Origin of the sequence: Priestia koreensis (genome assembly GCF_001274935.1) — a bacterium.
In the GTDB taxonomy this organism is placed as follows: Bacteria; Bacillota; Bacilli; order Bacillales; family Bacillaceae_H; genus Bacillus_AG; species Bacillus_AG koreensis.
Genome location: NZ_LILC01000023.1, coordinates 319,243 through 345,622 on the forward strand (window position 1 = coordinate 319,243; position 26,380 = coordinate 345,622).

At 41.1% G+C, this 26,380-nt stretch carries 21 protein-coding genes and 1 pseudogene; 4 read left to right on the forward strand and 18 right to left on the reverse strand.

Going from position 1 to position 26,380, the window contains the following annotated elements; all coding sequences use genetic code 11:
• Positions 1-2: 2 nt before the first annotated feature.
• The 3 genes from AMD01_RS17730 to AMD01_RS17740 all read right to left on the reverse strand — a co-directional run bounded on the left by AMD01_RS17730 (position 3) and on the right by AMD01_RS17740 (position 3,038).
• Positions 3-1,208, reverse strand: a complete 1,206-nt coding sequence (locus tag AMD01_RS17730; protein ID WP_053402782.1) for a M20 metallopeptidase family protein — start codon at positions 1,206-1,208, stop codon at positions 3-5.
• Between the two features lie 37 nt (positions 1,209-1,245).
• On the reverse strand, positions 1,246-2,418 hold the full coding sequence (locus tag AMD01_RS17735; protein ID WP_053402783.1) for a hypothetical protein: 1,173 nt from the start codon (positions 2,416-2,418) through the stop codon (positions 1,246-1,248).
• A gap of 173 nt (positions 2,419-2,591) precedes the next feature.
• Entirely contained in the window at positions 2,592-3,038 is a 447-nt protein-coding gene (locus AMD01_RS17740) for an Lrp/AsnC family transcriptional regulator (protein WP_053402784.1), read from the reverse strand.
• Between the two features lie 201 nt (positions 3,039-3,239).
• On the opposite strand from AMD01_RS17740, the gene AMD01_RS17745 reads away from it, so the two are divergent.
• A complete protein-coding gene (locus AMD01_RS17745; RefSeq protein WP_053402785.1) occupies positions 3,240-3,851 on the forward strand; it encodes a YitT family protein in 612 nt (203 codons plus the stop codon).
• 37 nt (positions 3,852-3,888) lie between these two features.
• On the opposite strand, the gene AMD01_RS17750 is transcribed toward AMD01_RS17745, so the two are convergent.
• From AMD01_RS17750 to AMD01_RS17800, 10 genes and pseudogenes are all read right to left on the reverse strand, one after another.
• Complete coding sequence (locus tag AMD01_RS17750) at positions 3,889-5,133, reverse strand: nickel pincer cofactor-dependent isomerase, group 22 (protein WP_053402786.1); 1,245 nt, start codon at positions 5,131-5,133, stop codon at positions 3,889-3,891.
• 63 nt (positions 5,134-5,196) lie between these two features.
• A complete protein-coding gene (pdxA, locus tag AMD01_RS17755) occupies positions 5,197-6,201 on the reverse strand; it encodes a 4-hydroxythreonine-4-phosphate dehydrogenase PdxA (RefSeq protein ID WP_053402787.1) in 1,005 nt (334 codons plus the stop codon).
• Between the two features lie 21 nt (positions 6,202-6,222).
• Positions 6,223-7,488, reverse strand: a complete 1,266-nt coding sequence (locus tag AMD01_RS17760) for an MFS transporter (RefSeq protein WP_053402788.1) — start codon at positions 7,486-7,488, stop codon at positions 6,223-6,225.
• 60 nt (positions 7,489-7,548) lie between these two features.
• The gene (locus tag AMD01_RS17765) at positions 7,549-8,850 is read right to left on the reverse strand and encodes a four-carbon acid sugar kinase family protein (RefSeq protein ID WP_169775986.1); all 1,302 of its coding nucleotides are present in this window, start codon (positions 8,848-8,850) and stop codon (positions 7,549-7,551) included.
• Positions 8,851-9,049: 199 nt separating this feature from the next.
• On the reverse strand, positions 9,050-10,807 hold the full coding sequence (locus AMD01_RS17770) for a sigma-54-dependent Fis family transcriptional regulator (protein ID WP_053402790.1): 1,758 nt from the start codon (positions 10,805-10,807) through the stop codon (positions 9,050-9,052).
• A 29-nt stretch (positions 10,808-10,836) separates the two neighbouring features.
• Positions 10,837-12,270, reverse strand: a pseudogene (gene larC / locus AMD01_RS24785) (nickel pincer cofactor biosynthesis protein LarC).
• The gene (gene larB, locus AMD01_RS17785; protein ID WP_053402793.1) at positions 12,267-13,037 is read right to left on the reverse strand and encodes a nickel pincer cofactor biosynthesis protein LarB; all 771 of its coding nucleotides are present in this window, start codon (positions 13,035-13,037) and stop codon (positions 12,267-12,269) included. Before larB ends, larC begins: the two are co-directional and overlap by 4 nt.
• Positions 13,038-13,074: 37 nt before the next feature.
• Complete coding sequence (gene larE / locus AMD01_RS17790; RefSeq protein ID WP_425415149.1) at positions 13,075-13,875, reverse strand: ATP-dependent sacrificial sulfur transferase LarE; 801 nt, start codon at positions 13,873-13,875, stop codon at positions 13,075-13,077.
• A 209-nt stretch (positions 13,876-14,084) separates the two neighbouring features.
• The gene (locus AMD01_RS17795; protein ID WP_053402876.1) at positions 14,085-16,517 is read right to left on the reverse strand and encodes an S-layer homology domain-containing protein; all 2,433 of its coding nucleotides are present in this window, start codon (positions 16,515-16,517) and stop codon (positions 14,085-14,087) included.
• Positions 16,518-16,698: 181 nt separating this feature from the next.
• Positions 16,699-18,123 (reverse strand): amino acid permease, encoded by a 1,425-nt coding sequence (locus tag AMD01_RS17800; protein ID WP_053402795.1) that lies wholly within the window; start codon positions 18,121-18,123, stop codon positions 16,699-16,701.
• 241 nt (positions 18,124-18,364) lie between these two features.
• Between AMD01_RS17800 and AMD01_RS24270 the strand changes: the two genes are divergently transcribed.
• Both AMD01_RS24270 and AMD01_RS17805 read left to right on the forward strand, forming a co-directional pair.
• Positions 18,365-18,514 carry a hypothetical protein gene (locus AMD01_RS24270; protein ID WP_157052783.1) on the forward strand — a complete coding sequence of 50 codons (150 nt, stop codon included), beginning with the start codon at positions 18,365-18,367 and terminating at the stop codon, positions 18,512-18,514.
• A 299-nt stretch (positions 18,515-18,813) separates the two neighbouring features.
• A complete protein-coding gene (locus AMD01_RS17805) occupies positions 18,814-19,746 on the forward strand; it encodes an aldo/keto reductase (protein WP_053402796.1) in 933 nt (310 codons plus the stop codon).
• Between the two features lie 40 nt (positions 19,747-19,786).
• Here AMD01_RS17805 and AMD01_RS17810 read toward each other — a convergent pair whose 3' ends face one another.
• From AMD01_RS17810 to AMD01_RS17820, 3 genes are all read right to left on the reverse strand, one after another.
• Complete coding sequence (locus tag AMD01_RS17810; protein WP_053402797.1) at positions 19,787-20,410, reverse strand: fumarylacetoacetate hydrolase family protein; 624 nt, start codon at positions 20,408-20,410, stop codon at positions 19,787-19,789.
• A 15-nt stretch (positions 20,411-20,425) separates the two neighbouring features.
• Positions 20,426-20,635: a hypothetical protein gene (locus tag AMD01_RS17815; RefSeq protein ID WP_053402798.1), complete on the reverse strand. Its 210-nt coding sequence runs from the start codon at positions 20,633-20,635 to the stop codon at positions 20,426-20,428.
• 109 nt (positions 20,636-20,744) lie between these two features.
• Positions 20,745-21,770 (reverse strand): YjgB family protein, encoded by a 1,026-nt coding sequence (locus AMD01_RS17820; protein WP_053402799.1) that lies wholly within the window; start codon positions 21,768-21,770, stop codon positions 20,745-20,747.
• A gap of 211 nt (positions 21,771-21,981) precedes the next feature.
• On the opposite strand from AMD01_RS17820, the gene AMD01_RS17825 reads away from it, so the two are divergent.
• The gene (locus AMD01_RS17825; protein WP_053402800.1) at positions 21,982-22,566 is read left to right on the forward strand and encodes a GNAT family N-acetyltransferase; all 585 of its coding nucleotides are present in this window, start codon (positions 21,982-21,984) and stop codon (positions 22,564-22,566) included.
• Between the two features lie 58 nt (positions 22,567-22,624).
• Here the strand turns inward: AMD01_RS17825 and AMD01_RS17830 are convergent, their stop codons facing one another.
• Positions 22,625-25,765: a bifunctional cytochrome P450/NADPH--P450 reductase gene (locus AMD01_RS17830; RefSeq protein ID WP_053402801.1), complete on the reverse strand. Its 3,141-nt coding sequence runs from the start codon at positions 25,763-25,765 to the stop codon at positions 22,625-22,627.
• Positions 25,766-25,786: 21 nt separating this feature from the next.
• Positions 25,787-26,362 carry a TetR/AcrR family transcriptional regulator gene (locus AMD01_RS17835; RefSeq protein ID WP_053402802.1) on the reverse strand — a complete coding sequence of 192 codons (576 nt, stop codon included), beginning with the start codon at positions 26,360-26,362 and terminating at the stop codon, positions 25,787-25,789.
• Positions 26,363-26,380: the final 18 nt, after the last annotated feature.

Consider the following 26,380-nt stretch of genomic DNA (forward strand, 5'->3'; position numbering starts at 1 on the left):
GTTTAGCGTACGGCTTCTGTTGGTTTGGACGTTTGATTCTCAAATAAGTACGTAACAGCTGCCTTTCCTAGCACCTTCGCAGCAATTAATAGTCCTCTCTCATCAATATCAAATTTCGGATGATGATGTGGGTACGTTTGCTCACGTCCTTTTAATTCCGCCCCCGTAATGAAAAAGGCTCCTTTCACATGTTGAAGATAATAAGCGAAGTCTTCTCCACCCATTTGAGCAGGTTGCTCTACAATCATTTCAACGCCTGGAACTTCTCCCGCAAGTTCTTTAATAAAATCCATTTCCACTTGATGGTTAACAAGCGCTGGGTATCCTTTGTGGTAAATAAATTCATACGTCATATCACTTGCTTTACATACTCCTGAAACGATTTCTTCAATTTCCTTTTGAATAAGAGTACGTACTTCTTCATTAAATGTTCGTACCGTACCCTCTAACACCACTTTATCTGCGATAATATTAGGTGCGTTTTTAGCATCAAAAGAGCCTATTGTGACTACTGCAGGCTCTAATGGGTTCACCTTTCGACTCACAATTTGCTGAAGAGCCATCACAATTTGCGCTCCAGCTACGATGCTATCCTTAGCCATATGAGGTTGAGCACCATGCCCACCTTGACCTTGGATACGAATTTCAAACGTATCTGCTGCTGCCATTGCAGGCCCAACTCGGTATCCTATGCAGCCTACTGGTGCTACCGAAGCCAAGTGTGTACCAAATACAACGTCAACACCTTCTAAACAACCATCTTCAATCATGGCAATCGCACCACCTGGTGGCTTTTCTTCCGCATGCTGGTGAATGAACACAATCGTTCCTGGAAGCTCTTGCTTGATCTCCTTTAGCGCCTTGGCAAGCCCTAATAAAGAAGCAGTGTGTCCATCGTGACCACATGCATGCATCACACCTGGAATGTTGGATGCGTACGGAACATCATTTTCTTCTTGAATAGGCAGCGCATCAAAATCTGCTCGCAAAGCAACGGTTGGTCCTGGCTTTCCTCCTTTTAAGTAAGCAACAACGCCTCTTCCACCGACACCTGTATGAACTTCATTCCCCAATTCTTCGTGAAACGCAGCAATGTATTTTGGTGTCTCTACTTCCTGAAAAGATAACTCCGGATATTGATGCAAATGTCTTCTTATTGAAACGATCTCCTCGTATACCTCATCTAATTTTTTATACAATGCTTCCATGTCTCCACAACCTTTCAGATTTTTCAGTCTTTTAAAATCAGATCGTTCTCATTAAAATACTTGCTAAAATGACGGAAGCGATCGTGACGGTGGTAAACCCACCTACTAGCATCGATGATAACAGCTCATCAAAAATAAGCTTTTGTTCTTTTTTATTTCGTCCTACGCTTCTGCTTACTTCATCACACAATATGTAGTCTCCTGGAAAACCAAACATAGCGGTCAGCGCAACTGGAATTCCTTTATATGGATGCCACCCTAACAATTTTGAGCTGATCCATCCACCGGCAATAATACCGAATGCGCCAATAAGTAAAATTAATAAAATTTGTGGAAAATACTCCACCAACATTTGCGGTGTAATACTCCCCATCGTAAGCACAACACTAAATACCATTCCAAGCATTCCAACACTAAAGGCATTCGCTTTTTCCATCATGCTTTCTTCATAGAAATGAAATCTTGTTCCGATGATTCCAATGATTAAGCACCATAAACTGTAGCTAATTGTTGTAAAATGTTCCAAAACGATTGCAAGAGCCCCTCCGATAAATAGCTTAAATAATAAAATGACAGGGGAGTTAAAGCGGGATTCTTTCTTTGTCACTTCCACAATTGGCTCTTCTATCGCAGAAGCGTCGACAGTCGCTGCTACGTACTGACTATTGTCAATTGCGTCTCTTAGCTTAAAGGCATATTTTCGTAAAAAGTTTGACGCAAGCGGCATTCCAATCAAACCTTGAAACGCCATAACGAGTACCGGAATCGTAATTAAGCTGACTAGTCCAAGCTCTTTTAACTTAGTAGAAGTAAGAATAAAAGCAACAAGTCCCCCCGTTAGTGGCCCAACACCCGCAACGGCCGTTTTGTAATTAAATACGACTGAAACAACAAGTAAAATGAGTCCTCCTGAAACGACCACTCCTGATAATGCAATGAGAACGGCCTTAAACTGCTTTTTCATTACTTTCAAAGGAATTAACGTTCCCATATGTACAACAAGAGGAGCTGTTAAAATGACTCCAACTGTTGCAAAATTTGATTTTTCAGCTAGGTCCTTTGGAAAAATGCCCGTCCACAATAGCCCTAGATACAAAATTAAAAAGACTAAGAGCATCGGAATTCGTGCTCTTGTTAAAATTGAAATCACTTCCCCAATAACGATTACTCCTAAGATGAGCATAGTGGCAATGACCGGCTGATCAAGCAAAATATCTCCTCCTTATCATTTATTTGACAATGAATTGTATGCCCCTCCTTTAATCCATTACCAAATTTATACTTTCAATCATAAAAGAGAATTCTTTGCTTGTCTAGTGAATTGTTAGATTTTATTACAATATTTAGAATATTTAAAATAAATTAGTCAATTCAGATCCGATACTATTCGATTTCGACTTTCGGTACGAGATGCCGGTAGGGGACAGGCGAAGTTAGGATGATCGACGTGTTAATGTTTCCATACGGAATGAGGCGATCGACCAAAACACGCAGTCCTCCCATGCCCGTCACTGCTGCTTTCATTACATAGCTCACTTCCCCTGTTACACGGTGGCATTCAATAATATCTAAATCTTGCATCATTGTATTCTCAAATTCATGATGAGAAACTTTCAGCTCCGTTACTTGAATAATTAGCAGCGTTTCTCGACCGATTGCTGCCGGAGATACGCGCGCTGTGAATTCTTCGATAATTCCCTTTTCCTGAAGTCGATGTAGACGTTCGGTAACACTCGGTCGGCTCAGTGCTAATTTCTTGGATAATTCACTCACTGTCATACGACTATTAACCTGCAACAATTCCAATAAATCAATATCTATTCGATCCATCGTTCCACTCCTTACAAAATGAATATATAGAAACCTAATTTTATGCATAATAAAGGTAAATATGAAGAAATAGATTCATTTTTCCATATAAAAGTCGTTTTTTCTATTTTATCATATATATATGGATTCATTTAACTAAATTCCTCCTAGCGAACTGGCTCTTCAAATACGCCTTTTCTTCTTTACGAAAGGAAGTCAAATATGAAACGAATTTTTGCGATTGTTATTGGATGTCTTGTCACAAGTATTGGTGTTATATTTTTGAAGCATTCTCATGTTGTGACAGGTGGAACAGCAGGATTATCACTAAATCTGTCCTACCTTACTCATTTTTCGTTTGGAACTTGGTTTTTTCTCATTAATATTCCCTTCTACATCTTTTCTTTTGTGCGAATGGGATGGAAATTCACGTTATCTACTATCTTAGCCGTCACGCTTCTTTCTATTATGACGAGCTTAGATCACTTTTTACCGTCTTTTACAATTTTATCATTTCCGGGCGCTATCGCAGGTGGAATTCTAATTGGATTCGGATTAGCGTATTTGTTTTTGAACAAAGCTTCCCTTGGTGGTGCAAATATCTTAGCACTGTTCTGTCAAAAAAAGTGGGGGTGGGACCCTGGAAAAATAAACTTTGCATTTGATGTGATCGTCGTCCTAATCGGCGCATACTCAGTAGGGCTCGTTAGTGGACTACTCTCTATCCTGTCTATTGCGGTTACTTCCTATATCATTAGTTATTTTAAACATCGTATTGCTAGTAGTCATGACGCAACGGTTCAAACGCCACCTTTACAGCAATCTGCTTCATAAAGAAAAGCATCGCAGTTGTGCGATGCTTTTCTTTATGTCAGCTTAAATACCCGTCTGAATCAAACGATAGTTCCATAAGCTCCTCTATAATCTCAATGTTTTCGTGATCCTTCAGTTCTTCATATACTTTTTGGGATACATACATCTCACCGATGTGAAGCGTATTTGGAATCCGCGCAATTCTCGCCTCTTCATCCTCAACACCCCAGTTAGCACGGAGAGCAGCAGCAATTGCTTCACGATCATTATCGAGTACAATCGGAATTTTCGCCCGATCTAAAAACGTACTTGTCACCACGTTTTCATTCATTTTCTTTAAATCTAGCTTATTAAATAGACGTTTTGTCGTTAAATCTGCTAGCCCAATACCTAGTGCATTACCGTGGCTTGCATCACTTAAATTAGAAGCGAGAACGTATTTAATAGAAGGACTTTCAGGCTCCTTCACTCCAAGCACCCGAATACGTCCAATAATGTTTGTGTCCATTCCTGTCCCACTATAGTTTTTCCCAATTTCGTCTACGATGAGCAGATCCAATTCTTTCATAGGTAGACTCGGCATAAGTTCAAACGCTTTTTTTAATAACATTTTCTCTTCTTCTTCGATGTGCAGCGGATCCATCATTTGAATAATGGCCGTTTCTTCATGTGCATTTTCGACAATTCCAACCCCATATAATGTCTTTGAATTCGCCATAGCTACTTTCCCAACTTCAGGCATCATGTCCCGGATTCCGTGGATACCATATGTATGTAGAGCAAGAGCCTGCTTATGTTTCCCCATGCCAATAGAAGCCATTTTTAACACACCGCTCTCGATTTCACTTTTGAAATCTGTATGCGGCTTAACACGTCCCATCACAATAATTCCATCTGCTTCATACGCATACTTATCAACATAAACCGGGATACCAGCTGACGTTTCGCCTACTTCAACAACGTCCATAGAAGAGCGAATTTCACAGCCCGTTGACTCTTCTGTTACACCTAACCCCTCCAATACCTCGACTTGTCCTTCTGCTGTAGCTCCCCCATGACTACCCATAGCAGGGATAATGAACGGAACAGCTTCCCTCTTTTTGATTTCATCTGCTACACATTTGACGATTAGTGGAATGTTTGCGATCCCACGACTTCCTACTGTAATCGCGATTTCCATTCCAGGCTGAATCTTCTGTGTGGCATTTTGTTTTTGAAACTCTTCCTCTATACACGTTGCAATATCTGTAATACTCGTTGCGCTAAACCTCTGTCTAATTTTCGCAAATTTCGGTAACGACATTATTTCTCTCTCCTTATGACAAATAAAGAGATTGAGTGAATCAATCTCTTTATCTATTAAATTTTATAGACGTGGTGCAAGATCAATTGCCATACGTATTGCTTCTTTCAAAGATAGTTCATCGGCAATGTTTTTTCCTGCAATGTCAAAGGCCGTGCCATGATCCACGCTTGTACGAATCGTTGGTAATCCGACTGTAATATTCACTCCGGCTTCTAAACCTAACACTTTAATAGGTCCGTGTCCCTGATCATGATACTGCGCAACCACAATATCAAAGTCCCCGCGACGCGCTCGGAAAAAGAGCGTATCTGCTGGTAGTGGTCCCACTACATCAATTCCTTCTTCTTGTGCTTTTTTAACCGCTGGAACAATTTTTTCTTCCTCTTCGCCATTTCCAAACAAACCATTTTCACCGGCATGGGGATTAATGCCACACACAGCAATACGGGGAGAAGAAATTCCTGCTTTTTGTAGCGTTTCATGCGCAAGCTTAATGACCGTATACTGACGCTCAGGCGTAATTTTATGAATAGCATCAATTAAACCGACGTGTGTTGTTACGTGAATAACTCGAAGACCTGGGGCAGCCAGCATCATAGCAAAATCTTTTGTATTTGTAAGCTCTGCTAGAATCTCTGTGTGGCCTGGATACATATGACCTGCTTTGTGGAGGGCCTCCTTATTTAAGGGCGCCGTACAAATCCCTTGAATTTCTTCTTTATTTGCTAGATGAATAGCCTTTTCTAGATAATGAAAAGCAGCATTTCCTGCTTCTGCAGAAACCTCTCCCCACGGAAGAGAATCCGATACAAGGTTTAAATCCATCACATCGATCTCACCGTATTGAAAAGAAGCTTCATCTACGTCTGTAATGACTTTGCATGTTAAGGAGCTGTTTGTAATGGCAAATGCTTGTTCAAGTCGTTTAGCGTCTCCAATCACAAACGGCTCACAGTGGTGATATACTTCCTGATCTTGAAGGGCTTTTGCAATAATTTCAGGTCCCACTCCTGAGGGGTCTCCCATTGTAATAGCAATACGGGGAAGATTCGTTTTCGTCGACATTTTCTTTTCCTCCTTTTTGATTTAAGCTGAGTGATTTTTCTTTGCGGGTACGGCTGTTGGTTTTTCAGTGTTTAGATTTTTACCTAATACGTATGTCATAACCGCTGCTAAGACCAATGCCGTTGCTAGGAAGTAAAATCCTGCATGGTAATTGCCTGTTGCATCCTTTAATACACCAAAGAATTTTGGTCCGTTATATCCCCCTAAATTCCCAATCGCGTTTTGAAGTCCAAGTGCCGCTCCGACTACGCCTGCTGGAATAATCGCCGTTGGAATCGCCCATAGCGGACCATAAGGCGCATATACACCGATTGCCGTAATAGACAGTAAAACGAGCTGTAGAACAGGTGATGAAACAAATTGCCCGGCTACCATCGAAATAGCTGCAATAATTAACGGAATTGCTACGTGCTGAATACGATTCATTCGTTTGTCAGACCAGTACGAATTTAACAACATTCCGATTAAAGCAAATGTAAATGGAATGGCCGTTAACCAGCCTACCGTAACCGAATCTTTTGAGATCGTTCCGACTACACTTGGCACCCAAAGCGTATATCCGTAGAATCCTGTCATCCACAGAAAATACATTACTACTAAGCCCCAAACCGTTTTGTTTTTAAACGCAGCGAGATACCCTTCTGACTCGACGTTTCCTCTTTGCTCTTTCTCTAAGTCTAACAGCAACGTTTCTTTCTCTTTTGATTTCATCCACGTTGCATCTGATGGTTTATCTTTTACAAGTGCATACCAGACAAATGCCCAAAGAATAGGTGGTAGTCCTTGAAGAATTAAGACCGTCTTCCATTCGAAATATTTCAGTAATACACCTGAGAGAGGTGCCATTAACATTGCTGACACGGGTAAACACGCCATCCAAAACGCATTAGCACGCGCGCGTTCTTTAATTGTGAACCAGTTTGCTAGAAGAACAAGCACCGCTGGCCAAACGCCTCCTTCTGCTACTCCTAACGCAAAACGAACGAGCTTAAGCTGCCCTTCTGTTTGCACAAAGCCTGCCAATGTCGCACAAACACCCCACAAAATCATGAGAATAAAGATGACTTTTCTCGCTGACCATTTGGCTGCCAAAATCCCTCCTGGAATTTGAAAAATTAAATATCCTATGAAGAATATGCCTGCAATATCTCCTGCTGCTGATGCATTGAAGTGTAGATCTTCCTGCATGTAAGGCATTAATATCCCCACGTTAATTCGATCGACGTACGCCAGCATATACATCACAAAAGCTACCGGAATAATTCTCATCCATTTTGATGAACCCATAAAAAATCCCCCATCTTCCCTGTTAAATTTAGCTATTGACAAAAAGAATACGCTATCATTTTAAGCGGTTTCAACTGTTCCTTTTAGCAACTGAATAGCTTTTATAAATGCTTCTTCACTACCAAATCCCCCTGATTTGGTTACAAGTGGTAAGCCGTCGTATTTCCCCCCTAGTAAACGTCCGTATGGCATACCAGATTCTACCTCTCCACTTACCTCAATTCCCGTTCCTTCAAGCTTTGTACACGTAGATGTTGCGATATCGCCTCCGGTTAAAATGACCCCACTAAGCGAAAATTTCTCGATTAATGATTTCGCGACTTCTCCCATTGCCTCCGCAATACGTGCACCTACTTCTATATTTGTAAGCTTCATCTTTTCCTTCGCTTTATCAATTTCCTGCATGACTTTGACTTCAATGTTGGTCGATACAATGACACTCTCACATGCAAGGAAGCGAGAACTCTCTTGAATCACACGCTGAATTTCCTTTTCTTTACTCTCATTATGTAAAAGCTTCTCAGGAGAGATGATTACTTCTTGGATGCCTATGTGTTGCTTTAGTTTGTGTATCTGTTGATGCGTAATGGTCTTAACACTGCCTGCCACTAATAAACACGGGGCATCGCTTTTAAAGCTCGGTTGCCTCTGAACAAGCTCCCCGTCTCCTTCTAAGTGACCGGCAATTCCAGCTGTTCCTACCCATAGAAATGGTCCATCCAGATCTTCTGAAGCTTTGACAATTGTTGCTAGATCTTCTTCCGTTTCTGCATCAATGACTAAAATCCGCGCATGTTTTTGCTGCATAGACGTCTTCATTTTACTGATTAATCGTAAATTCCCCTGTCTGACATCTCGTAACGTTATAACGTCCACCTTTCGCAAACTTTGTTCATTAATGGCTTCTTTAATATCACTATTCAAGACGGGAGAGCTTGGGTCTTGAGCCAGTTCTGTCTCCTCAACGGGTACATTGTTTACATATTGTCTTCCCATTTTGGTTGTACGCTTTCCTTTTGGAAAAGCGGGGACAACGAGGGCTACTTCAAAAGCAAATACATCTAAAATGGCGTCAATCTCTGCTCCAATATTCCCTCGGAGCGTTGAATCGATTTTTTTGAAAACAGTTGATATTCCTGCCTGTTTGACTTCATGCGCCAATGCTTTTACGATTTGATGGGCTTTTGTTGGCGAAACGGCTCGACTATCTGAATTAAAAACCAGTACATCCCCTGTTAAATGTTGCAACGACTCGTCTCCTTTTGAAAAGAAAACCACCGTTCGCTTCGATTTCGTTGCAAACTGTACGCCTGTATCATTGGCACCTGTTAGATCATCTGCGATAACCGCTAACTTTTTCAATTTTCCCCCTCCTTTCACACTTGTTTTTATTTTGTTTTGTTTCATTTTCCAACACGAATAAAACGCTTACATTTAGTATGTTAAGTTAATATGTTTTATTTAGCAATATCTTTAACATGATTATTAGTAAAATCAGAAAAATAGTTTCATAATGCAACACTTTTAAAACGAAAAAGATCCTCAAAAAAAAACGCAAGCTTCATTTTAGCTTGCGCCACAGCGTGGAACGATTAATTCCCAATCTCTTTGCTGCCTTAGACTGATTAAAATTTTCTTCCTCTAGCACTTTTGAAATAATCTCTTTTTCGATCTCTTCCAATGTTCCATCAATTTTTATATGGTGCTCAAAGTCTCTTTGAGTATAGGCGTGCTGGCTTCGCAGTACGCTTGCTACATCTTCTCTTTCTACATAATAGCCTGAAGATTGAGCAATGAGCTGTTCAATCACTTTTTTTAATTGACGAACATTTCCTGGCCATTCGTAGGAAACGAAAAGATCTAGTGCATCTTTTCGAACTCCTACCACTTCGTTTCCAAACGTAGCATAAGAGTCGGAAATAAAAAATTGAATCAAATGCTCAATGTCCTCCGGTCTATGTCGCAATGGAGGTACGTTGATACGAATTGTTCCAAGCTCACGATACAACTCTTCTAAAAACAATCCTTTTTTTATTTGACTTTCAATATCCCCGGTAGTAGACACTATCCACTTAATAGACCCTCGGTTCTTTTGACCACAGATATATTCATAGAAATTCCGTTGAACCACCAAGTCAAGATAATCAATATCTTTCAGAAAGACTACGGCATCTTTATATTGTGCCAAAAAGGCTTGACTCACGAGAGCCCTTAACAAATCGTTGCTCATCTGCTTTCCGCGAATAATCACAAACGGCTGTCGTTTTGACAATGAATAAATTTGCTGAGCGACAACCTGTTTTCCAACACCAGGTTCTCCACTGATCCAAATCGGTTCCGGATGCTGTGCGTGCTCCTGGACCAATTTGTGAACAGTTTCAATTGCGCCGCTCTTCCCGCTCAACACCATAGGAGGAAGAGTCTGGCGAACATCAATTGCCTGTTCATACCGTTGCTGATTATCGTCAAGTGTAGGCGTGTAATGTTCAAGATATAACAAAACGTTTTCTCCATCAAGACGAGAAACCACGTTCCACAATTCACCTTCAATAAACAATAACGCTTCCTCCACATGCTGACTTGCTATTGTTCGGTGGACGACTTCATTCATTTCATTGAGGGTTGCTATCTTCTCCCCCACCTGATTATTAAACACTCTATTACAATAGACCAGCTCACCTTGTTGATTCATGATCGCAATCGCTCGCTCATCAAACTCTAAAATAGATCGGTATAGCGAAACATCTTTATTCAAAGCCTGAAACACCTTGTATACACGCTTCGCCTCGTCAAAGGCGCTCATGAGCGCCTCACGACCTGAAGTGATCAAAACACCTGTCATACCTAACTTTTTTGCGTATTCAACGGTGACAACATCACCAATGACAACCTCCACATTTTTCTCTTTTAGTGCCAAAAGCTTCTCTGTTACATCCTGGTCATGATGAATTGTTACCGTCTCAATATCAAAATCTAGCAGCTTGCAAATCGTTGCTGCACCTTGAGAAATATTTGGAAAACCGACAATCGCTGACTTTCCAGAAAAGCTTTTAACGAGTGTTAAAATGCGAAGCACATCGTACCCAGATACTTGAATATCAATCACGGGTACATGAACAGCGCTTTGAATCATCGATGCCGTTCCCCCACGACTAATAATTACATCAATTCCCTGACGTTCTGCTCGTGCAGCAATTTGAACACCTGTTTGCAGATTACCTAGTTCAGCCTGAATTTCAACCCCTTCTACCTCTCGACTTACTTCCTTCAGCAGCTCCATCATCCCTTGATACGGGGCAATTACTAATGCTTTAATCATATCCCATCCACCTTTATTGCCATCATTGTTCAATTTTGAATTTGCTTCCACACCTCTTGATAGACGTGCTTTAGTGGGACACGGTGAGTCCGAGCAATATTGTTGCAGTCCTCGTATTCAGGAGCGTGTTGCACGACTTTTCCTTTGTACGTTCCCTTTTTTACCGCTACCTCTCCCCACGGTGTGTTAACCGAATAAAAGCTACGTTCTAGACGATGAACGTTTACCCCATAATAGCGAACACCAAGCGTAGTCGTCTCTTGAAAGACAATGCGTTCAATCTCCTCTAAAAATTGCGTACTGCACAACACCTGAAGCATCACACCTGGACGATTCTTTTTCATATAGATCGGCGTATAAAAAACATCGTTTGCTCCTGCCTCAAATAGCTGATCCATAACGTATCCAAGCCACTCACCTGATATATCATCCAAGTTCACTTCTAGCTTCAACATGTCGTAATCCACATGCTCCTCTTTATGTGAAAAGGACATGGCTTCTCACTCCTCTATTTCCCCAAGGATAAGACGAAGTACGTTAGGATGATGCACAAACGTCTTCGTTCCTGCTCCGTAACCAATGTCTGTCACTTTAAAAGAAGGCATTGTCCCATATGCGTCTACTAACGTAGCCACAATTGCAGCACCAGTTGGGGTCGTTAACTCCCCTACTTGATCTGTGGCACGTAGCGGGATGCCTTTCAAGATTTCGAGGGCAGCAGGAGCTGGAACCGGATAAATACCATGCGCCATTCTCATTTGCCCACTTCCTACTGGAACCGGAGACGAAATGACCTTCGATACTTGAAGTTGATCCATTAAGATACAAGTGCCGACAATATCCACAATTGAATCAATAGCCCCCACCTCATGAAAATGCACGCTTTCAAACGGAATTTGATGAATTTTAGCCTCTGCACGTCCAATTTTCTCAAAAATCGTAAGCGCAAGCTTCTCTACATTTTCGTTAAACCCTGCCTCTTGAATAATTTGCACGATGTCTGCATAATGTCTGTGATCATGACTATGACTGTGACCTTCGTGACCGTGTTTGTGATCATGACTATGACTGTGACCTTCGTGACTATGTTCGTGATCATGACTATGACTGTGACCTTCGTGACTGTGTTCATGATCATGACTATGACTGTGACCTTCGTGACTGTGTTCGTGATCATGACTGTGACCTTCGTGTCTGTGTTCGTGATCATGACTGTGACCTTCGTGTCTATGCTCATGGTCGTGGCTATGATGGTCGTGCAGTTCTTTTAGATGAACGTCAAATTTTGTAGAGGAGATTCCATTTTTAACTACCTTTTTCCATGAAAGGTCATACTCTGAATCTAGCTTTAACTTAGAAAGTTCCGCTTTCAAAACTGATGGATCAGCCCCTAAGTCGATCAATGCACCAATGGTCATATCCCCACTGATTCCTGAAAAACAATCGATATATAATGTTTTCATATTTTCTCCGCTCCTAAATGAATATTTTTATGTATAAGCGTGGCATAGTATCCCGCGCCGAATCCATTGTCAATATTTACAACGCTAATTCCCGGTGAGCACGCATTTAACATCGACAATAGAGCGGACAATCCTTGGAAATTAGCACCGTAACCTATACTAGTAGGAACGGCTACTACAGGGTTACTAACAAGTCCTCCTACCACACTTGCAAGCGCACCTTCCATCCCTGCAACCGCAATTGTAACCGTCGCATTCTCGATATCTTCTAAGTTATGAAACAAGCGATGAATTCCGGCTACTCCTACATCATAAATACGCTTCACAGATGCTCCAAACGCTTCTGCTGTTAGCGCAGCCTCTTCTGCAACCGGTAAGTCTGACGTTCCCGCACATACGACCGCAATATACCCGTTGTATAAAACATCAGGCTCGTCTTCATGCTTCCAAAAAAGTGTTCTGGCCGTCTCACTGTATACAAGATCATTTACAGACTCCATCACTTGTAGCGCTTTCATTTGATCGATTCGGGTAGCTAACACACGATTTGTTGATCCCTTTAACGACTGAATAATTCGAATGATTTGCTCTGCCGTCTTTCCTTCTCCATAAATAACTTCTGGAAAACCTGTGCGCTTTTCACGCGTTGAATCGACTTTGGCAAACCCCATATCATCAAAAGCACGAATTTGTTTTTTTGCTTCCTCTATACTGACAGAACCATTTTTCACTTCATTTAAAATCTGATCTAGCTGCTCGTTTCCCATGTTCTCATCTCCATTATTCTATAATTGTCTCGTGTCATTAAATCGACAGTACTTTATTCATGCTACCACTCTTGTATCCCTGAAGATCCAGCGTCACAAATTTATAGCCGAACTGCTGAAGCTGATTCATAATGTCATCATGATTAGCTAACACAAGCGACATATCAGTTGGCTCTACCTCTATTCTCGCAATCTCTTCATGAGTGCGAACACGTACTTGGCGGACACCTAAGTTTCGTAGATACTCTTCCGATTTTTCAACCTTCGTAAGCTTTTCCTGCGTAATCTCTTCACCATAGGCAATTCGTGATGATAAGCATGCAAAAGATGGTTTGTTCCAAGTTGGGATCTCTAATTCTTTTGAGAGTGCTCGAATTTCATCTTTGAACAACTGTGCTTCCTGCAGCGGACCTCGTACACCGTGTTCTTGTGCAGCACGCATCCCGGGACGGTGCTCATTCATATCATCTGCGATTAGTCCATAAATGACGTTATGATATCCCTTTTCTTTCATAATTGGAACAACGTGTTCAAATAAGCTATTTTTGCAGAAGTAGCAGCGATTTTGATCATTTTCTGTGTATCCAGGAATCGAAAGCTCTGACGTCTCAATAACTTGATGCTGAACACCGATCCAGTCTGCTAATATTTTTGCCTCTTCTAACTCACGTTGTGGATACGTCTCTGAATTAGCTGTAACGGCTAATACATTGTCCTTCCCAAGCACGTCATAAGCCACTTTTAACAAAAATGTGCTGTCCACTCCCCCTGAAAATGCTACAACGACCCGTTCCATTTCACGTAAAATATCTTTTAAGCGCTTACATTTATCCTTCACAATCGGTATCCCCCTTTAGTTATGTTGCAATTTATATCTAACTTAATAGAAACATAAATATTTTTTAAATAATGTGTATTTTTGCAACACTTTATTTTATTATAGGTGACTTTTCTCGAAATGAAAAGAACAAGATGCAGAAATAACCATTTCCTTTTAAAATAACCCAACATAAAAAAGAAGCCCCGCAGAGCTTCTTTTCATCCTTCTTATTTGCTGTTTAAAAGCAGGTCGACTACCTTAGCTGCTTGCGCACGCGTGACGATATCTTTTGGTAAAAAGCTTCCGTCTTTATAGCCATCTACGAAATGGAGATCTGAGGCCGCTTGAACAGCAGAAACAAATGATTTTGTAATATGACCATTATCTGTAAAGTTTGTTGACGACGCATGTGGAATTTTGTTTCCTGTTTTTACTTCATACGCGTTCATCACCATTTGAGCCATTTCTTGTCGAGTAATAGGTGCAGTCGGTTCAAAACGATTTGAAGATTTCCCTTTCACAATTCCTGCTTCATACGCAGCGGCAATTTCTGTTGCTGCTTGCTTATTCGTCACATCTTTAAACGGTACAGTGCTCTTTGCCGTCAGGTTTAACGTACGTGTTAAGAGTGATGCAAATTGTGCACGCGTAACATGGTGAGCGGGTGCATAGGACTGTTCGGTTTCACCGTATGCAATATTACTTAACTGTAAATCGGAAACGTATGGGTATGCCCAGTGACCTTTTGGTACGTCTTTAAACTGATAAGCAGATGGCAGCTTCGTAAACGATGGCAAACCAGAAATATAACCAATTCCTCCTGTTTGAGCAATCCCAATTTTTTCTGAGATTTCCTTTTCCAGTGCTGCTTTATCGACAGCCGTAATATTTTTCGTTTCTAATTCGTCACCTGGATGCTGAAAGTTACTCATTAAATAGCTAAATCCGTTTCGATCACCGGTTGATAAAAGCCCAGTTGATTCAGATCCTGCTGGGACCGATAAAATACGCGAAAGCTTTTTCGTATCAATGTTATACGCCCACACGAAGTTATTGGTATGCTGACTGCTGTCTTCACCAATAAATAATGTTCGCATATCCTCTGAATAACTTAAGTTATCTCCGCTTGCTACCTTGTCTGTACTCGCTGTATTGCCATATCCGTCTGGCTTTGGAAGATCCTCTCCCGTAATTAGGCCTGACATAGCCCCTGCCACATAATCACTATTGATCTTATCTCCGTTAAGATCAAGATGATTTCCTGATAGATCAAGTTGATACGTCACTCCTGACGAGCGCTTTGGTAATTGAATATCATCGGTCGGATCCTGCCCTTTTGTATCCTGTTCCATTCCTTTTGAAGAATCTGAAATCGCTACGTAAACCTTCTTATCCTTCTCGTTTAGCGTTACGCCTTCCATTTTATTAAACTCTGACGTGGCACCAAGCATCGCAGCATAACGACGTGATTCTAAAAAGGCCGCTGCTTTTTCCATACCTGGCTTCACTTTTAAGTATTCCGTTTTACCATAGGAATATTGTTTAATAGCTTTAAAGCCATCTTTTGGTGCATCAGATGTTTCAAAAATGTCGCTGAATTTCACACCACCGTCAATCATCTTTTTCACTTCATTATCGGTTGCATGTCCTAACTTAATCCACTCTAAATTCCCAGATCCGCCGTTTTCTTTACTTGTTTGATGAAACTTCGCTGCGTATAGAGTTCCCGCTGATAAATCTCGTTTCTTATCAGCCACATACATAAACATCGTTGTATAAGAACCATCATCTCCGAAAAAGGCCGTGCGCTCATCAGGCATTACCTTCATTAATTCATGTGAGAATCGCCCTGTGCTGTAATGCTTTTGTACCTTTGTTGTTCCGTCCTCTTTTACTTCAATTTCAGGAATGTAACCATAAAAATACGGGTTCGCTTTTGCTTTGTCACCAAAATACAAATTAGCAAAACTCTCCGTCCATGTACGTGCAGATGAGGATGCGTCCGTCTCAAATGTTCGCGCATCCGGCTCATATTCTTCAGACCCTAAGTGAGTGTTCCAAGGAGAAACAGATCCGTTACACGCAATCCAAAGACCGTTGACATCTGAAAAATCAATTTTTGTTACTTTTTCCGGCTTCAATTCGCCTGTTTTTTCGTTCTGTGAAAACTTTGTGAGTGACATTGAAGCGGGAACCAATCCATATGCTGACTTTCCGGCAGCATCAAACGTGTCATATTCATAGTGTGTCACCATATATAAATTGCCGTTGATCGGCTTTAAAAAGCTGTTGGAATCCGGTGCATCTGATACAAAGTGTTTGTTTCCCGGAACACCTTTATCGATAATCGGATTGCCGTTCATATCAATCGGTGTTCCTGCTGCGATAAGCTCTCCTTTATTTGTTGCAATTTTATCTTCTGATTTGAATAAGCGATTGTACGAAAGAGGAAAAGTCTTTGTGCGTCCATCACTGTATTTCACAGATACCGATGCCGTTGTATATGTATCAACCATTTGATTAATCGTCTTTGGTGTATCCATGCCATTAAATTGAACCGAATCAATTGACAAGTGTTTACTCTCCGCTGCAGCCGCTGGTGTCATTGCTGGAATCGTTAAAGCAAGCGCCAATGCAACCGTCGCACTTTTTTTGCTCATCCATTTCTTTTTCATTCTTCTTACGTCCCCCTATCAATTTGTGTTTTATTCACTATTCTTATTTAAGCGCGAAATTGTTAAGATTCTGTGGAGAATTCGTAAAAGAACATTAAAAGTTTGATGTTTTTTGTAAATGACCTGAAACCAATTAAAAAAACGCGACCGTTATGGCCGCGTTTTTTTATGCAGATTGCTTTATATCTTTTTCTTCTTTTTTTCCTTTTAACGATCGAAGCAAGAACGGATAAAAAATGATGCCACTGACGATCATTGCAACTCCTAGCAAGAACGTTTTAATATCTGCCGTACCTGCCACTACTACCCAAGCTGAGTAGACGGTAGCTAATACTGCTACGACAATATCCAACGCGCGTCCCTTTCCGTTCTCATATGTCTCACCCGTTAAGCCTAGCTTCAGTTGATAAACAGACGAGATTAAGTAAGGCACAAGATAAGCTAACGTAGCCACGTAGATAATGAAATCAAAGGCGCTCGCAATTGAGTTAGAAACCGTTGACAGTAGTAGAACCTGTGCAATGGCATTTGATATCCAAAGAGCCACCGTCGGCATTCCTTTTTCATTCACTTTAGTAAATGAGGTGAAAAATACATTTTGCTTTGCTGCTTGATACGGAACTTCCGAGCTTAATAATACCCATCCAACCGTTGAACCAATTAAGCTAATCAAACCGACGATTGCAAGAACATTACCGCCAGTTGATCCTAAAATACTCGAAATAGCGTCAACGAGTGGGTTTTGTGACTGTTGTAATTCACTTTGCGTTAGAAGCCCCATCGTTAAAATACTGATTCCGATGTAAATAATTAATGAAATAACGAGACCTAAAATCGTAGCTTTTTTTACATCGCCTTCTTTTTTCGCACGTGAGGCGAATACAACTGCTGATTCAATCCCGATAAATGCCCAAAGTGTTGCAACGGCTGCGCTGTTTACTTGTCCTAAAAGACCAACTGTCTCACCACCGCTTGTTCTTGTATCAACAAACGGGCCGATGTTGGATTGTTGAAAAGCAAATAGCGCAATAACAATAAATAAGAAAAATCCGATTACTTTTGCAACTGTCGCAACAAAGTTAAATTTACCTGCACTTTCAATACCGCGGAGAATTAACGCGTGTGTTCCCCATAAAAGAACCGAGCAAATAACAAATGTTACAGCGTTTCCTGCCTTTAATTCAAAGGCACCTACAGTGAACAAAACATTTTTACTGTTCATCACTGGGAAAAAGATGGATAAATAGCTAGCGAACGTTGTAATAACCGCAACATAACCTGCGATGTTTCCAATCCAATAGCCCCATGAAGACATAAACCCAGCTAATACGGATAACGTACGACTTTTCTTAAACAATGCTTTTGCATAAATTTGTGGACCACCGCTTAACTCTGGTTTTCGAATCGCCAAGTTTCCAAATACAAGCGCAAGCATTAGTACTCCTGCTCCTGTCACAGCCCATCCTAGCAAAACTCCAGCCGGACTAGCAGCAGCGGATAACGAGCGAGGCAGCATAAAAATTCCTGAGCCAACCATATTTCCGACAACGAGAGCGGTTAATAGCCACAGCCCTAACTTGTTTCGTTTCATACTCAATTTCTCCCTTCAATACGTTCCTAAACAATGTTTATCATCAATTTTTTCATAATTTTAACTTTTTCTCGATAACACATTAGCGAACTAAAGCGTTTGGACTTTCTACAGTATAAAACGAGAAAATGAATTCGTCAACCTCTATCTGTTCATTTCTTGTTTTAAGTAGAGAGAAAAAGGAAATACATGTAGAAATACCAAATGATTTACATATATATGTAAGAAGGAGGAGATCGTGTTGACGTGGTTACTTTTGCTAGTTGCAGTTAGTATCGTAGCGGCTATTTTATTAGATCGACCTCAAAAGAAATCTTCACATTCTTTACAAACAGCTCGTGAGTCTAACACCCGTTCTAAATTCCCTCATGATGACGATGAAGGTAAATAGTTTAGAGCAGGTAGTATCTTTGAATAAGAAGATGCCACCTGCTCATAAATCTTTACTATCTTATACTATCGGTCCCATTTTTATTGAGGAGAAAAAACGAAAGCATTCATTTTGCATATCTCCATGAAACGAAACGACCAATGAACGGAATTCACCCTCAGCATAAATTTAATAGGAAGATAATTAGTCTTTCTTCAAACCATTTCCCTATTTTTCCTGAGTGCAAGGTCAATCAGTTTTCTTTCACTCCTCTTGTTTGATATGATAAAAAGTACATAAACTTAAAGGAGTGGATGCAATTGGTAAAGAAAGTACGAATTGGTCAAACTGATTTACACGTCAATCCCATTGGATTAGGGACAAACGCAGTAGGAGGACACAACCTCTATCCAAATTTGGATGAAGAAGTTGGAAAAGACCTTGTTCGCACAGCTATTTCAAAAGGCATTAACTTCTTAGATACGGCCTTCATCTACGGTCCGAAACGTTCTGAAGAACTGATTGGTGAAGTACTAAAAGAGACAGGCAGTCGTAGTGACATTGTAATTGCAACAAAAGGAGCACACAAATTTGTCGGAAATAATGTCGTGATCGACAACTCCCCTGCTTACTTAAAGCAGTCTGTCGAAGATAGCTTAAAACGACTTCAAACCGATTATATTGATTTGTACTATATTCATTTCCCAGATGAGGACACACCGAAGGACGAAGCAGTCGGTGCACTGAAGGAACTAAAAGATCAAGGAAAAATTAAAGCAATCGGCGTATCCAATTTCTCGATCGACCAACTAAAAGAGGCAAATAAAGATGGATATGTTGATGTGTATCAAGGTGAATACAACCTATTCCAACGTGATGCTGAGCGTGATATCCTTCCATATGCTGCAGAAAATAACATCTCATTTGTTCCATATTTCCCGCTCGCAGCTGGGCTTTTAGCGGGAAAATATACGAAAGAGACCACATTTGACGATTTACGAAAAGATATGGATTTATTTAAGAAAGAGAATTTCGAAAAAAATCTTGAAAAAGTGGACGCGCTTCGTGAAATTGCGGAGGCAAACCATGTAGAAGTCGCACACCTTGTCCTTGCATGGTACTTAGAGCAGCCAGCAATTGATGCCATTATTCCGGGTGCAAAACGTGCAGCTCAAGTGGAAAATAACCTAAAAACATTAGATGTAAAATTATCACCAGCGGACATTCAAAAAGTAGATCGTATTTTTAGATAACAAAAAAAGATTCCGACAGACGAACGGTCGGAATCTTTTTTTATTCGCCTTTTACTCGTACGTGACTGCTTCCAAGCTCCTGATCTCCCCAAAATAGACGGAGCGTATCTCCGTTCTGCACTGCCCCTACGCCTTCTGGTGTGCCAGTAAAAATTAGATCCCCTCTTCCAATTCCATAATGAAGCCCCGTAAAGTCAATGATCTCTTGAAGGGTAAAAATCATGTTTTTTATACAGCCGTTTTGAACCGTTTGGTCGTTTTTTTCAAGGGAGAAGAATGTCTTCTTACATTCTTCTTCCCCCGGAAACGGAATGAATGATCCTACGAGGGCAGAGTTTTTGAAGCCTTTTGCCTGTAGCCAAGGCTTTCCTTGTTTCTTACACTCCGTCTGTACGTCTCGGAGGGTAAAATCGATCCCTATGGTCATTTGATCCACTACCTCATCGACCGTCATTCCTTTTTCATATTCTTTTCCTATATGTATAACAAGCTCTGCTTCATAGTGTAGATCTCCTTTCCCCCCTGGGAGGACAATCTCCCGGTCATCTCCACAAACAAGCGCGTGCGTAGGTTTTAAAAATAAAAATGGAGCCGTTGGAATATCATTTTGAAGCTCCTTGGCATGCAAAGCATAGTTTCGTCCCACACAGTAAATATTGGTCATTATGTATCACTCCTCTTATTGTGTTCTTCCCTGAAGTAATTGCTTGAGACCCTCAAAAAGCACGTCCCTCATAACCTCGTCATAGCGTGTATATGTCGGATCGATTGAAAGAAGGTGATCAAATATCTCTTTTACCTGTCCCTCGACCATGACGGTTAGTCCATGCACTTCTTCTCCTGTTAAATCATTTTGAAAAACCTCGTTGATGATTGCTACCTGTCCCACATTGTCACCTCCCCCATTCAAATTTCGCTATAAATTTCAAAATTCCTTGTGAATGTCACAGAAAAAAAGAGCAACGAGTATGGTCGTCGTTGCTCTCTGGTGTCTTTCATTATTGTGCATTCTTTAGATTCACATGATCGACCTTTCCATCTTTTCCAACGATAAAGTCGATTTCGTATTTACCGTTTGTATAGACGTACTTTGTCTCTTTTGTTTCTTTTAACATGATGACTTGCTTAGGTTTGCCGAGTTCCTTCATTAGGTCCTTGCTCGTCACGCCGTTAATGTCTTTGTCAGCTTCGATGTTACGTCCTAAATAGCGAATTTCTTTAATGTGTCCTTTTGTATCATAAGAAAATGCATAGCCAGGGTGTCCCATATTTGCTGGGTATACGTCATAACCGTTTTCAGCCTTGTAAGGAGCTCCCCATGCTTTGTAGACTGTTGATTTCGCTGTTACGCCCACTTTAAACTGCTGGGCATCATTCGGGAACGTTCCTTTATAGGCTGAACCATAAATCGCGTGCAGCTTTTTCACCGCATCGGATTGCTCGGACACTGCCGTGTTACCGTATGTTAAGTTAACGTGGTCGACTTTTCCATTTGTTCCCACAATAAATCGAAGCTCGTACTTTCCGGTTTGATAGACGTAATCTTTTTCCTTTGTTTTTGGAATCGTCAGGATTTTTTCTGGTTTTCCGAGCTCTTTTACAAGAGTCGCGGTCGTAATGCCATTAATGTCTTGATCAGCTTCAACATTACGCCCTAAGTACCGGACCTCTTTAATATACCCCTTGGCATCATAGGAAATGGCATAGCCAGGGTGTCCCATATTAGCTGGATAAAGATCGTACCCGTTAGACGTTTTCTCTGGTGTACCCCATGCTTTGTGGACGATCGCCTTTGTAGCCGTACCGAGGGTAAAGCTTTTCGCATCCTTTGGAAATGCACCCTTTGCAGAAGACTTATAAATGTCATGTAGCTTCTGGATGGCCTCTGATTGAGTTGTAGAAGAGACCGTTTTTGTCGGAGCATTGTGAGTTGTTTGCGCCCCTGCAACTGCTCCTGCGCCTAGCGCCGAACCAGCTAACACCGTCGCAGCCAACCACTTAGTTCCTTTTTTCATCGTTCTCATTTCTATCTCCTCCTTTAAGGATAGTATATGTTTTCCACGGTTTTCTCATTTTTAAACGTTTCGGTTCATCACGCTCTTTCTTCATTTAATGCTATTCTTTTCTAACCAGTCAACTCATACAAGGTGATTTTACATCGACCCTCTTCATTTCTATGGACAAGCATCCTTCTTCTTTTATATATTGGAATAAATAACCATAGGAGGAAACGAGATGATTATTAGACCTTATGAGTTAAAAGATGAAGAGAGCTGGCTACGATGCAGAGTTCTATCTTTTTTACATACCGCTTATTTTGACCATGTGCTTCGTGAAAAAGAACGCTATGAGAATCCTTCCATCGAACTAGTCGCAGAAGTGGATGGGCAGATTGTTGGGTTATTAGATATTGAGTACGAAATAACAGAACGTAGCGTTTGTTCAAGAGGATCGGGGTTAGGGGGAATGATTTGGCACATTGCCGTTCATCCTGACTTTCAGCGACAAGGAATTGCCACACGCCTTTTGGACAAGGGAGAAGAGCTGGCTAAAACGCATGAGTTAAATCGCTTAGAAGCGTGGACTAGGGATGATGAGTGGGTACGGAAATGGTATGAAAACCAGCACTTTGCATTAGTAGATTCCTATTTGCACGTGTTCATAGACAAACAAGCAGAAATGGATCAATCCATACAAAGTATATACAAGAACCTATATCCGATCCAAGCCTTTGCTCATTACGCAGGAAATCAAAAAGAAGAAGTTATGGGACAGTTCAAACGCGTACACGAGTGCGTTTGTTATGAAAAGCTGTTATGAAAGAAGCCCTCTCCTATTGAAGGAGAAGGCTTCTAGTTTTGTAGAAAATTAATAGTTGTTATCCTGCCCAAACGTCTTTCGCATATCGGCCACTCTCTTCTAGAGATTGCAACCATTTTCTCGCTTCTTCTACATTCACATTATGAACGGTTTGATAACCACTCATTAACGTACGTTCTACGTCAGGAGCCATTTGGCTGCCGTCACCGCAGATATAGAAATGTGCACCATCATCCAGCAAGGAGATTAAATGTTTAATGTCGTGCTCCATTAAATGCTGTACATATGTTTTAGGCTGATCGCTCATACGTGAAAAAGCGGTATGAAGTGTGACAATGCCGTTTTTCTCCGCATGTTCTAATTCCTCCTGATAGAGATAATCTTCATTGAGAGAACGGCAACCAAAGTAAAGATGTGCTTCTCCTAACGCTTTCCCATTTTCTTTTAAGGATTCTCTCGCTTGTACAAATCCTCTAAATGGTGCTACTCCAGTACCTGGTCCTACCATAATAACGGGCGTTTTTGAGTCCCTTGGTAAGGAGAATCCTGATTGTGGTGTAGATACAAAACACGTAATCGAATCCCCTTCTCGAAGCTGTGATAAATAGGTCGTCGCAATTCCTTGGTACGTACCGTTTCCACTCCAAGAGTCTCCTTTTACTACACTAACTGTTATGCTTGGTTGCCCTTCTGATTTCTTCGGAGAGGAAGAAATTGAGTAGTAGCGCGGACGTAATGCTGGCAACAATTCAATTACCTCACCAAACTCCATTTCACACGCCGGATACTTCTCCAATAGCTCAAGCATTGTTAAACGTTTTTGAAGCACTTGTTCTTTGTACACTTCTTTTTCTAAAAGTGCTTCAAGTTCTACCTTATGAGGTGGACAAACGGTTTTAGCAGCCATAGCACGGAGCTGTTGGCGCGTCACCGGCTCTTGAAGCTCAACAAACTGAAGAAGCTCTTCAATCGTTACCGTACGATTAAGCGGTAGGTGTGAAAGCTTTTCTTCCTCTGCCTGTAAACGAATAAGGCTAGATCCATCTAAAGCAAAACGAGTAAGCACGCGATTTACAAGCTCTGGGTAATTTTTCGGAATGATTCCAAGATGATCTCCCTCTTGATACGTTACGCCTTCAGGTAGCTGTACTTCTACATGACGTGTACTTCTCGCACTACAAGGCTGTTGCAACTCTTTATTAGTCACTACTGTAGCATTAAACGCATGATGCTGTTTGGCTAACGGCATTTGTAAGCTGCCATCAATATATTCTAGCGTTAGTGATGACGTTTTCACCTCTTCTTCTGGCATTTCTAAACCAAATGCATCTGCCAAATCATGCCAAAGATGCTCTTTCCACTCCTCATATGCGCCTTCAAAATCATCGCTTGCATCTGCCTCACCACGATCTGTAAGACGATGTGCACCTAATTGTTCAAGCGTTTCATCAATAAACGCAGGTACTTTCTGATATGTTGTTGCCCAGTTTTTATCTCCACAACCGAACACCGCATAGCGAACGCCCTCTATAGTTGAGGCATGAGATAACCATTCGACAAAGTTTCTCGCGTTATCCGGTGGATGTCCATTATACGAAGCAGACACAATAAGGACAGCGCCCTCTGTTGGAAGATTCCCTGCATATGCATCTAACGGAGCAACCGTCGGAGCAAAGCCTTTGCTCATCGCAATATCTGCCAAGTCACGGGCCGTGCCTTCTGCTGTTCCCATATTTGAACCGTACAATAGAAGTAGCGGCGTGTTGTGAGCATCTTCAGCTTTTTGACGCTTTGCTTTTGGTGCTTCTGGTTTAGCGGTTGGAATGCCACCAAGCGGAATTTTCTTCGATTTTGCTTTTACAACAAATCCTTCTGGCTTGAGCGTCAGCGTTTCTTTAATATCCAGCTCATAGTTCGTATGATCCTCAAAATCAAAGTGTTTTAAGATCATCCCAAGTACAAGCGTTGCTTCATGCAGGGCAAACTGTTGACCAATACATGCACGCTGCCCATTACCAAACGGTTTGAACGCATGTTGCGGAATAGCACTTGGATTTTCAAAACGTTCCGGACGGAAATCTTCTACATCATCACCCCAAATTGCTGGATCGCGGTGAAGCTGCGGAAGATGAACCATAATTTCATCATCTTTTTTCAGCTCATATTCTCCACCAATTACCGTATCTTCTTTTGCATATAGCGAGAATGCAGGTGCTGTTGGCCATAAACGTAATCCTTCATTAAGAACCATACCAATGTATTTTAACTGCTTCACCTGCTTATAGGATGGCACAGAATCAACGAGAACGCGCGCTGCTTCATCGGCTGCTTTTTTAAGAATCGCTGGATTTTTCACTAGGTAGTATAGTGTAAATGATAGCAATCCGCTTGTTGTTTCATGACCAGCAATTAAGAACGTAATAATTTGATAACGAATATTTTCATCATCTAGCGGTTCTCCTGTTTCCGGATCTTTTCCGTTTAGCATATGTGTGAGTAAATCGTCCGCTTCTTCGCCGCTTTCTTTGCGATCTGCGATAATTTTATCCACAAGATCGTTCATGTATTTAATATCTTTCTGAAACTGCTCTTTACGCTCGTCGTACATCGGGTCGTCAGGGTTAACACGATTAAGGCGCGTCATAGACTCATCTAATGCGCGTACCATGCTTGTAATAAACGGATGCGGCTGATCACGATAAAAGCTATTAAAGCGATAATTAAATCCACAAAGTCCAATCGTATCAAGCGTTAGGCGCGTCATATCTTCTGGAACTTCAATGTGCTCATCAGCATTTAGGCGCTCCCACTTCTGAACAAGCTGCACGGCAATATCCACCATCATATTGTGATAGCCTTTCATCGCCTGCTGGCTGAAACTCGGCAGAAGGATGTTATGTGCTTTTTTCCAATTCTTTTCATGCGTCCAGCTCGTAAATAATCCGTCACCTGTAAAATCACGTACGTTTTTAAGCGCTTGACTTAAGTTTTTATCAAAACGGGATTCATCTGATACTTCCTTCACTAAACGATGGCTAGACACATAGCGTGTCGTACGTCCTGGACCTTCAAATAAGAAGATTTCGCCCATTTCCTGTGCAATTTTCATTAGTGACTGAATTGGTTTTTCGGTATTAAGCAGTGGTAAGTTTTTTAGTTCGCCAAATGTTTCTGGCTGTGGAATTTGTTTTAATGACATTTCAATCACTCTCTTTTCTTATTAACATTGTTTAATAGCTGCCCAAAGACTTTCCTCAAGCTCATCTAGCAACTCTTTGCTTAAGATAATATGCTGACTTTCAACCAGAGAATGTACTTCCATGAAGCTTCCAAATAAAATGGCAATGAGAGCGTTCACGTGTAGGGTACGAATAGCCCCCTCTTGTTGACCTTCTCGAAAAAAATCACACACTAGATCGACTAGTTTTTCATATTCTTTCAAGCTTTTTTCATCTAGAAATGCACCTTGGCTATGCGTTTTAATGAAGCGCAGTGCACGGGGATTTTCAACGGTAAATTGAATCATTCCCCTAAATATATGATGAAACCCTTCCCTAAAATCTTTGCGATGAACCAAAAGGCCTTTTTCTATACAAACAAGGAATTCCTTTACATACTTTTGAAATAGCTCATTGACTAAGCTCTCTTTGTTTTTAAAATAGCGATAAATGGTTCCAGCACCAACGTTTGCACCCTCTGCAATCATTGGAATCGTTGTTGCATCAAACCCTCTTTCTGCAAACAAAACGAGTGAAGCTGAAAATATAGCGCTTTGCTTTGTGGATGTCGCTCCCATCTCTTCACCTCTTTTCAA

Coding starts and splice junctions, on each gene's coding strand:
- AMD01_RS17830 (WP_053402801.1), bottom strand. CDS start 25,765: ATGTCATTAAAACAAATTCCACAGCCAGAAACATTTGGCGAACTAAAA.
- AMD01_RS17770 (WP_053402790.1), bottom strand. CDS start 10,807: ATGATTAAAGCATTAGTAATTGCCCCGTATCAAGGGATGATGGAGCTG.
- AMD01_RS17730 (WP_053402782.1), bottom strand. CDS start 1,208: ATGGAAGCATTGTATAAAAAATTAGATGAGGTATACGAGGAGATCGTT.
- AMD01_RS17745 (WP_053402785.1), top strand. CDS start 3,240: ATGAAACGAATTTTTGCGATTGTTATTGGATGTCTTGTCACAAGTATT.
- AMD01_RS17810 (WP_053402797.1), bottom strand. CDS start 20,410: ATGACCAATATTTACTGTGTGGGACGAAACTATGCTTTGCATGCCAAG.
- AMD01_RS17795 (WP_053402876.1), bottom strand. CDS start 16,517: ATGAGCAAAAAAAGTGCGACGGTTGCATTGGCGCTTGCTTTAACGATT.
- AMD01_RS17750 (WP_053402786.1), bottom strand. CDS start 5,133: ATGTCGTTACCGAAATTTGCGAAAATTAGACAGAGGTTTAGCGCAACG.
- AMD01_RS17825 (WP_053402800.1), top strand. CDS start 21,982: ATGATTATTAGACCTTATGAGTTAAAAGATGAAGAGAGCTGGCTACGA.
- AMD01_RS17760 (WP_053402788.1), bottom strand. CDS start 7,488: ATGGGTTCATCAAAATGGATGAGAATTATTCCGGTAGCTTTTGTGATG.
- pdxA (WP_053402787.1), bottom strand. CDS start 6,201: ATGTCGACGAAAACGAATCTTCCCCGTATTGCTATTACAATGGGAGAC.
- AMD01_RS17800 (WP_053402795.1), bottom strand. CDS start 18,123: ATGAAACGAAACAAGTTAGGGCTGTGGCTATTAACCGCTCTCGTTGTC.
- AMD01_RS17820 (WP_053402799.1), bottom strand. CDS start 21,770: ATGAGAACGATGAAAAAAGGAACTAAGTGGTTGGCTGCGACGGTGTTA.
- AMD01_RS17740 (WP_053402784.1), bottom strand. CDS start 3,038: ATGGATCGAATAGATATTGATTTATTGGAATTGTTGCAGGTTAATAGT.
- larB (WP_053402793.1), bottom strand. CDS start 13,037: ATGGGAAACGAGCAGCTAGATCAGATTTTAAATGAAGTGAAAAATGGT.
- AMD01_RS17835 (WP_053402802.1), bottom strand. CDS start 26,362: ATGGGAGCGACATCCACAAAGCAAAGCGCTATATTTTCAGCTTCACTC.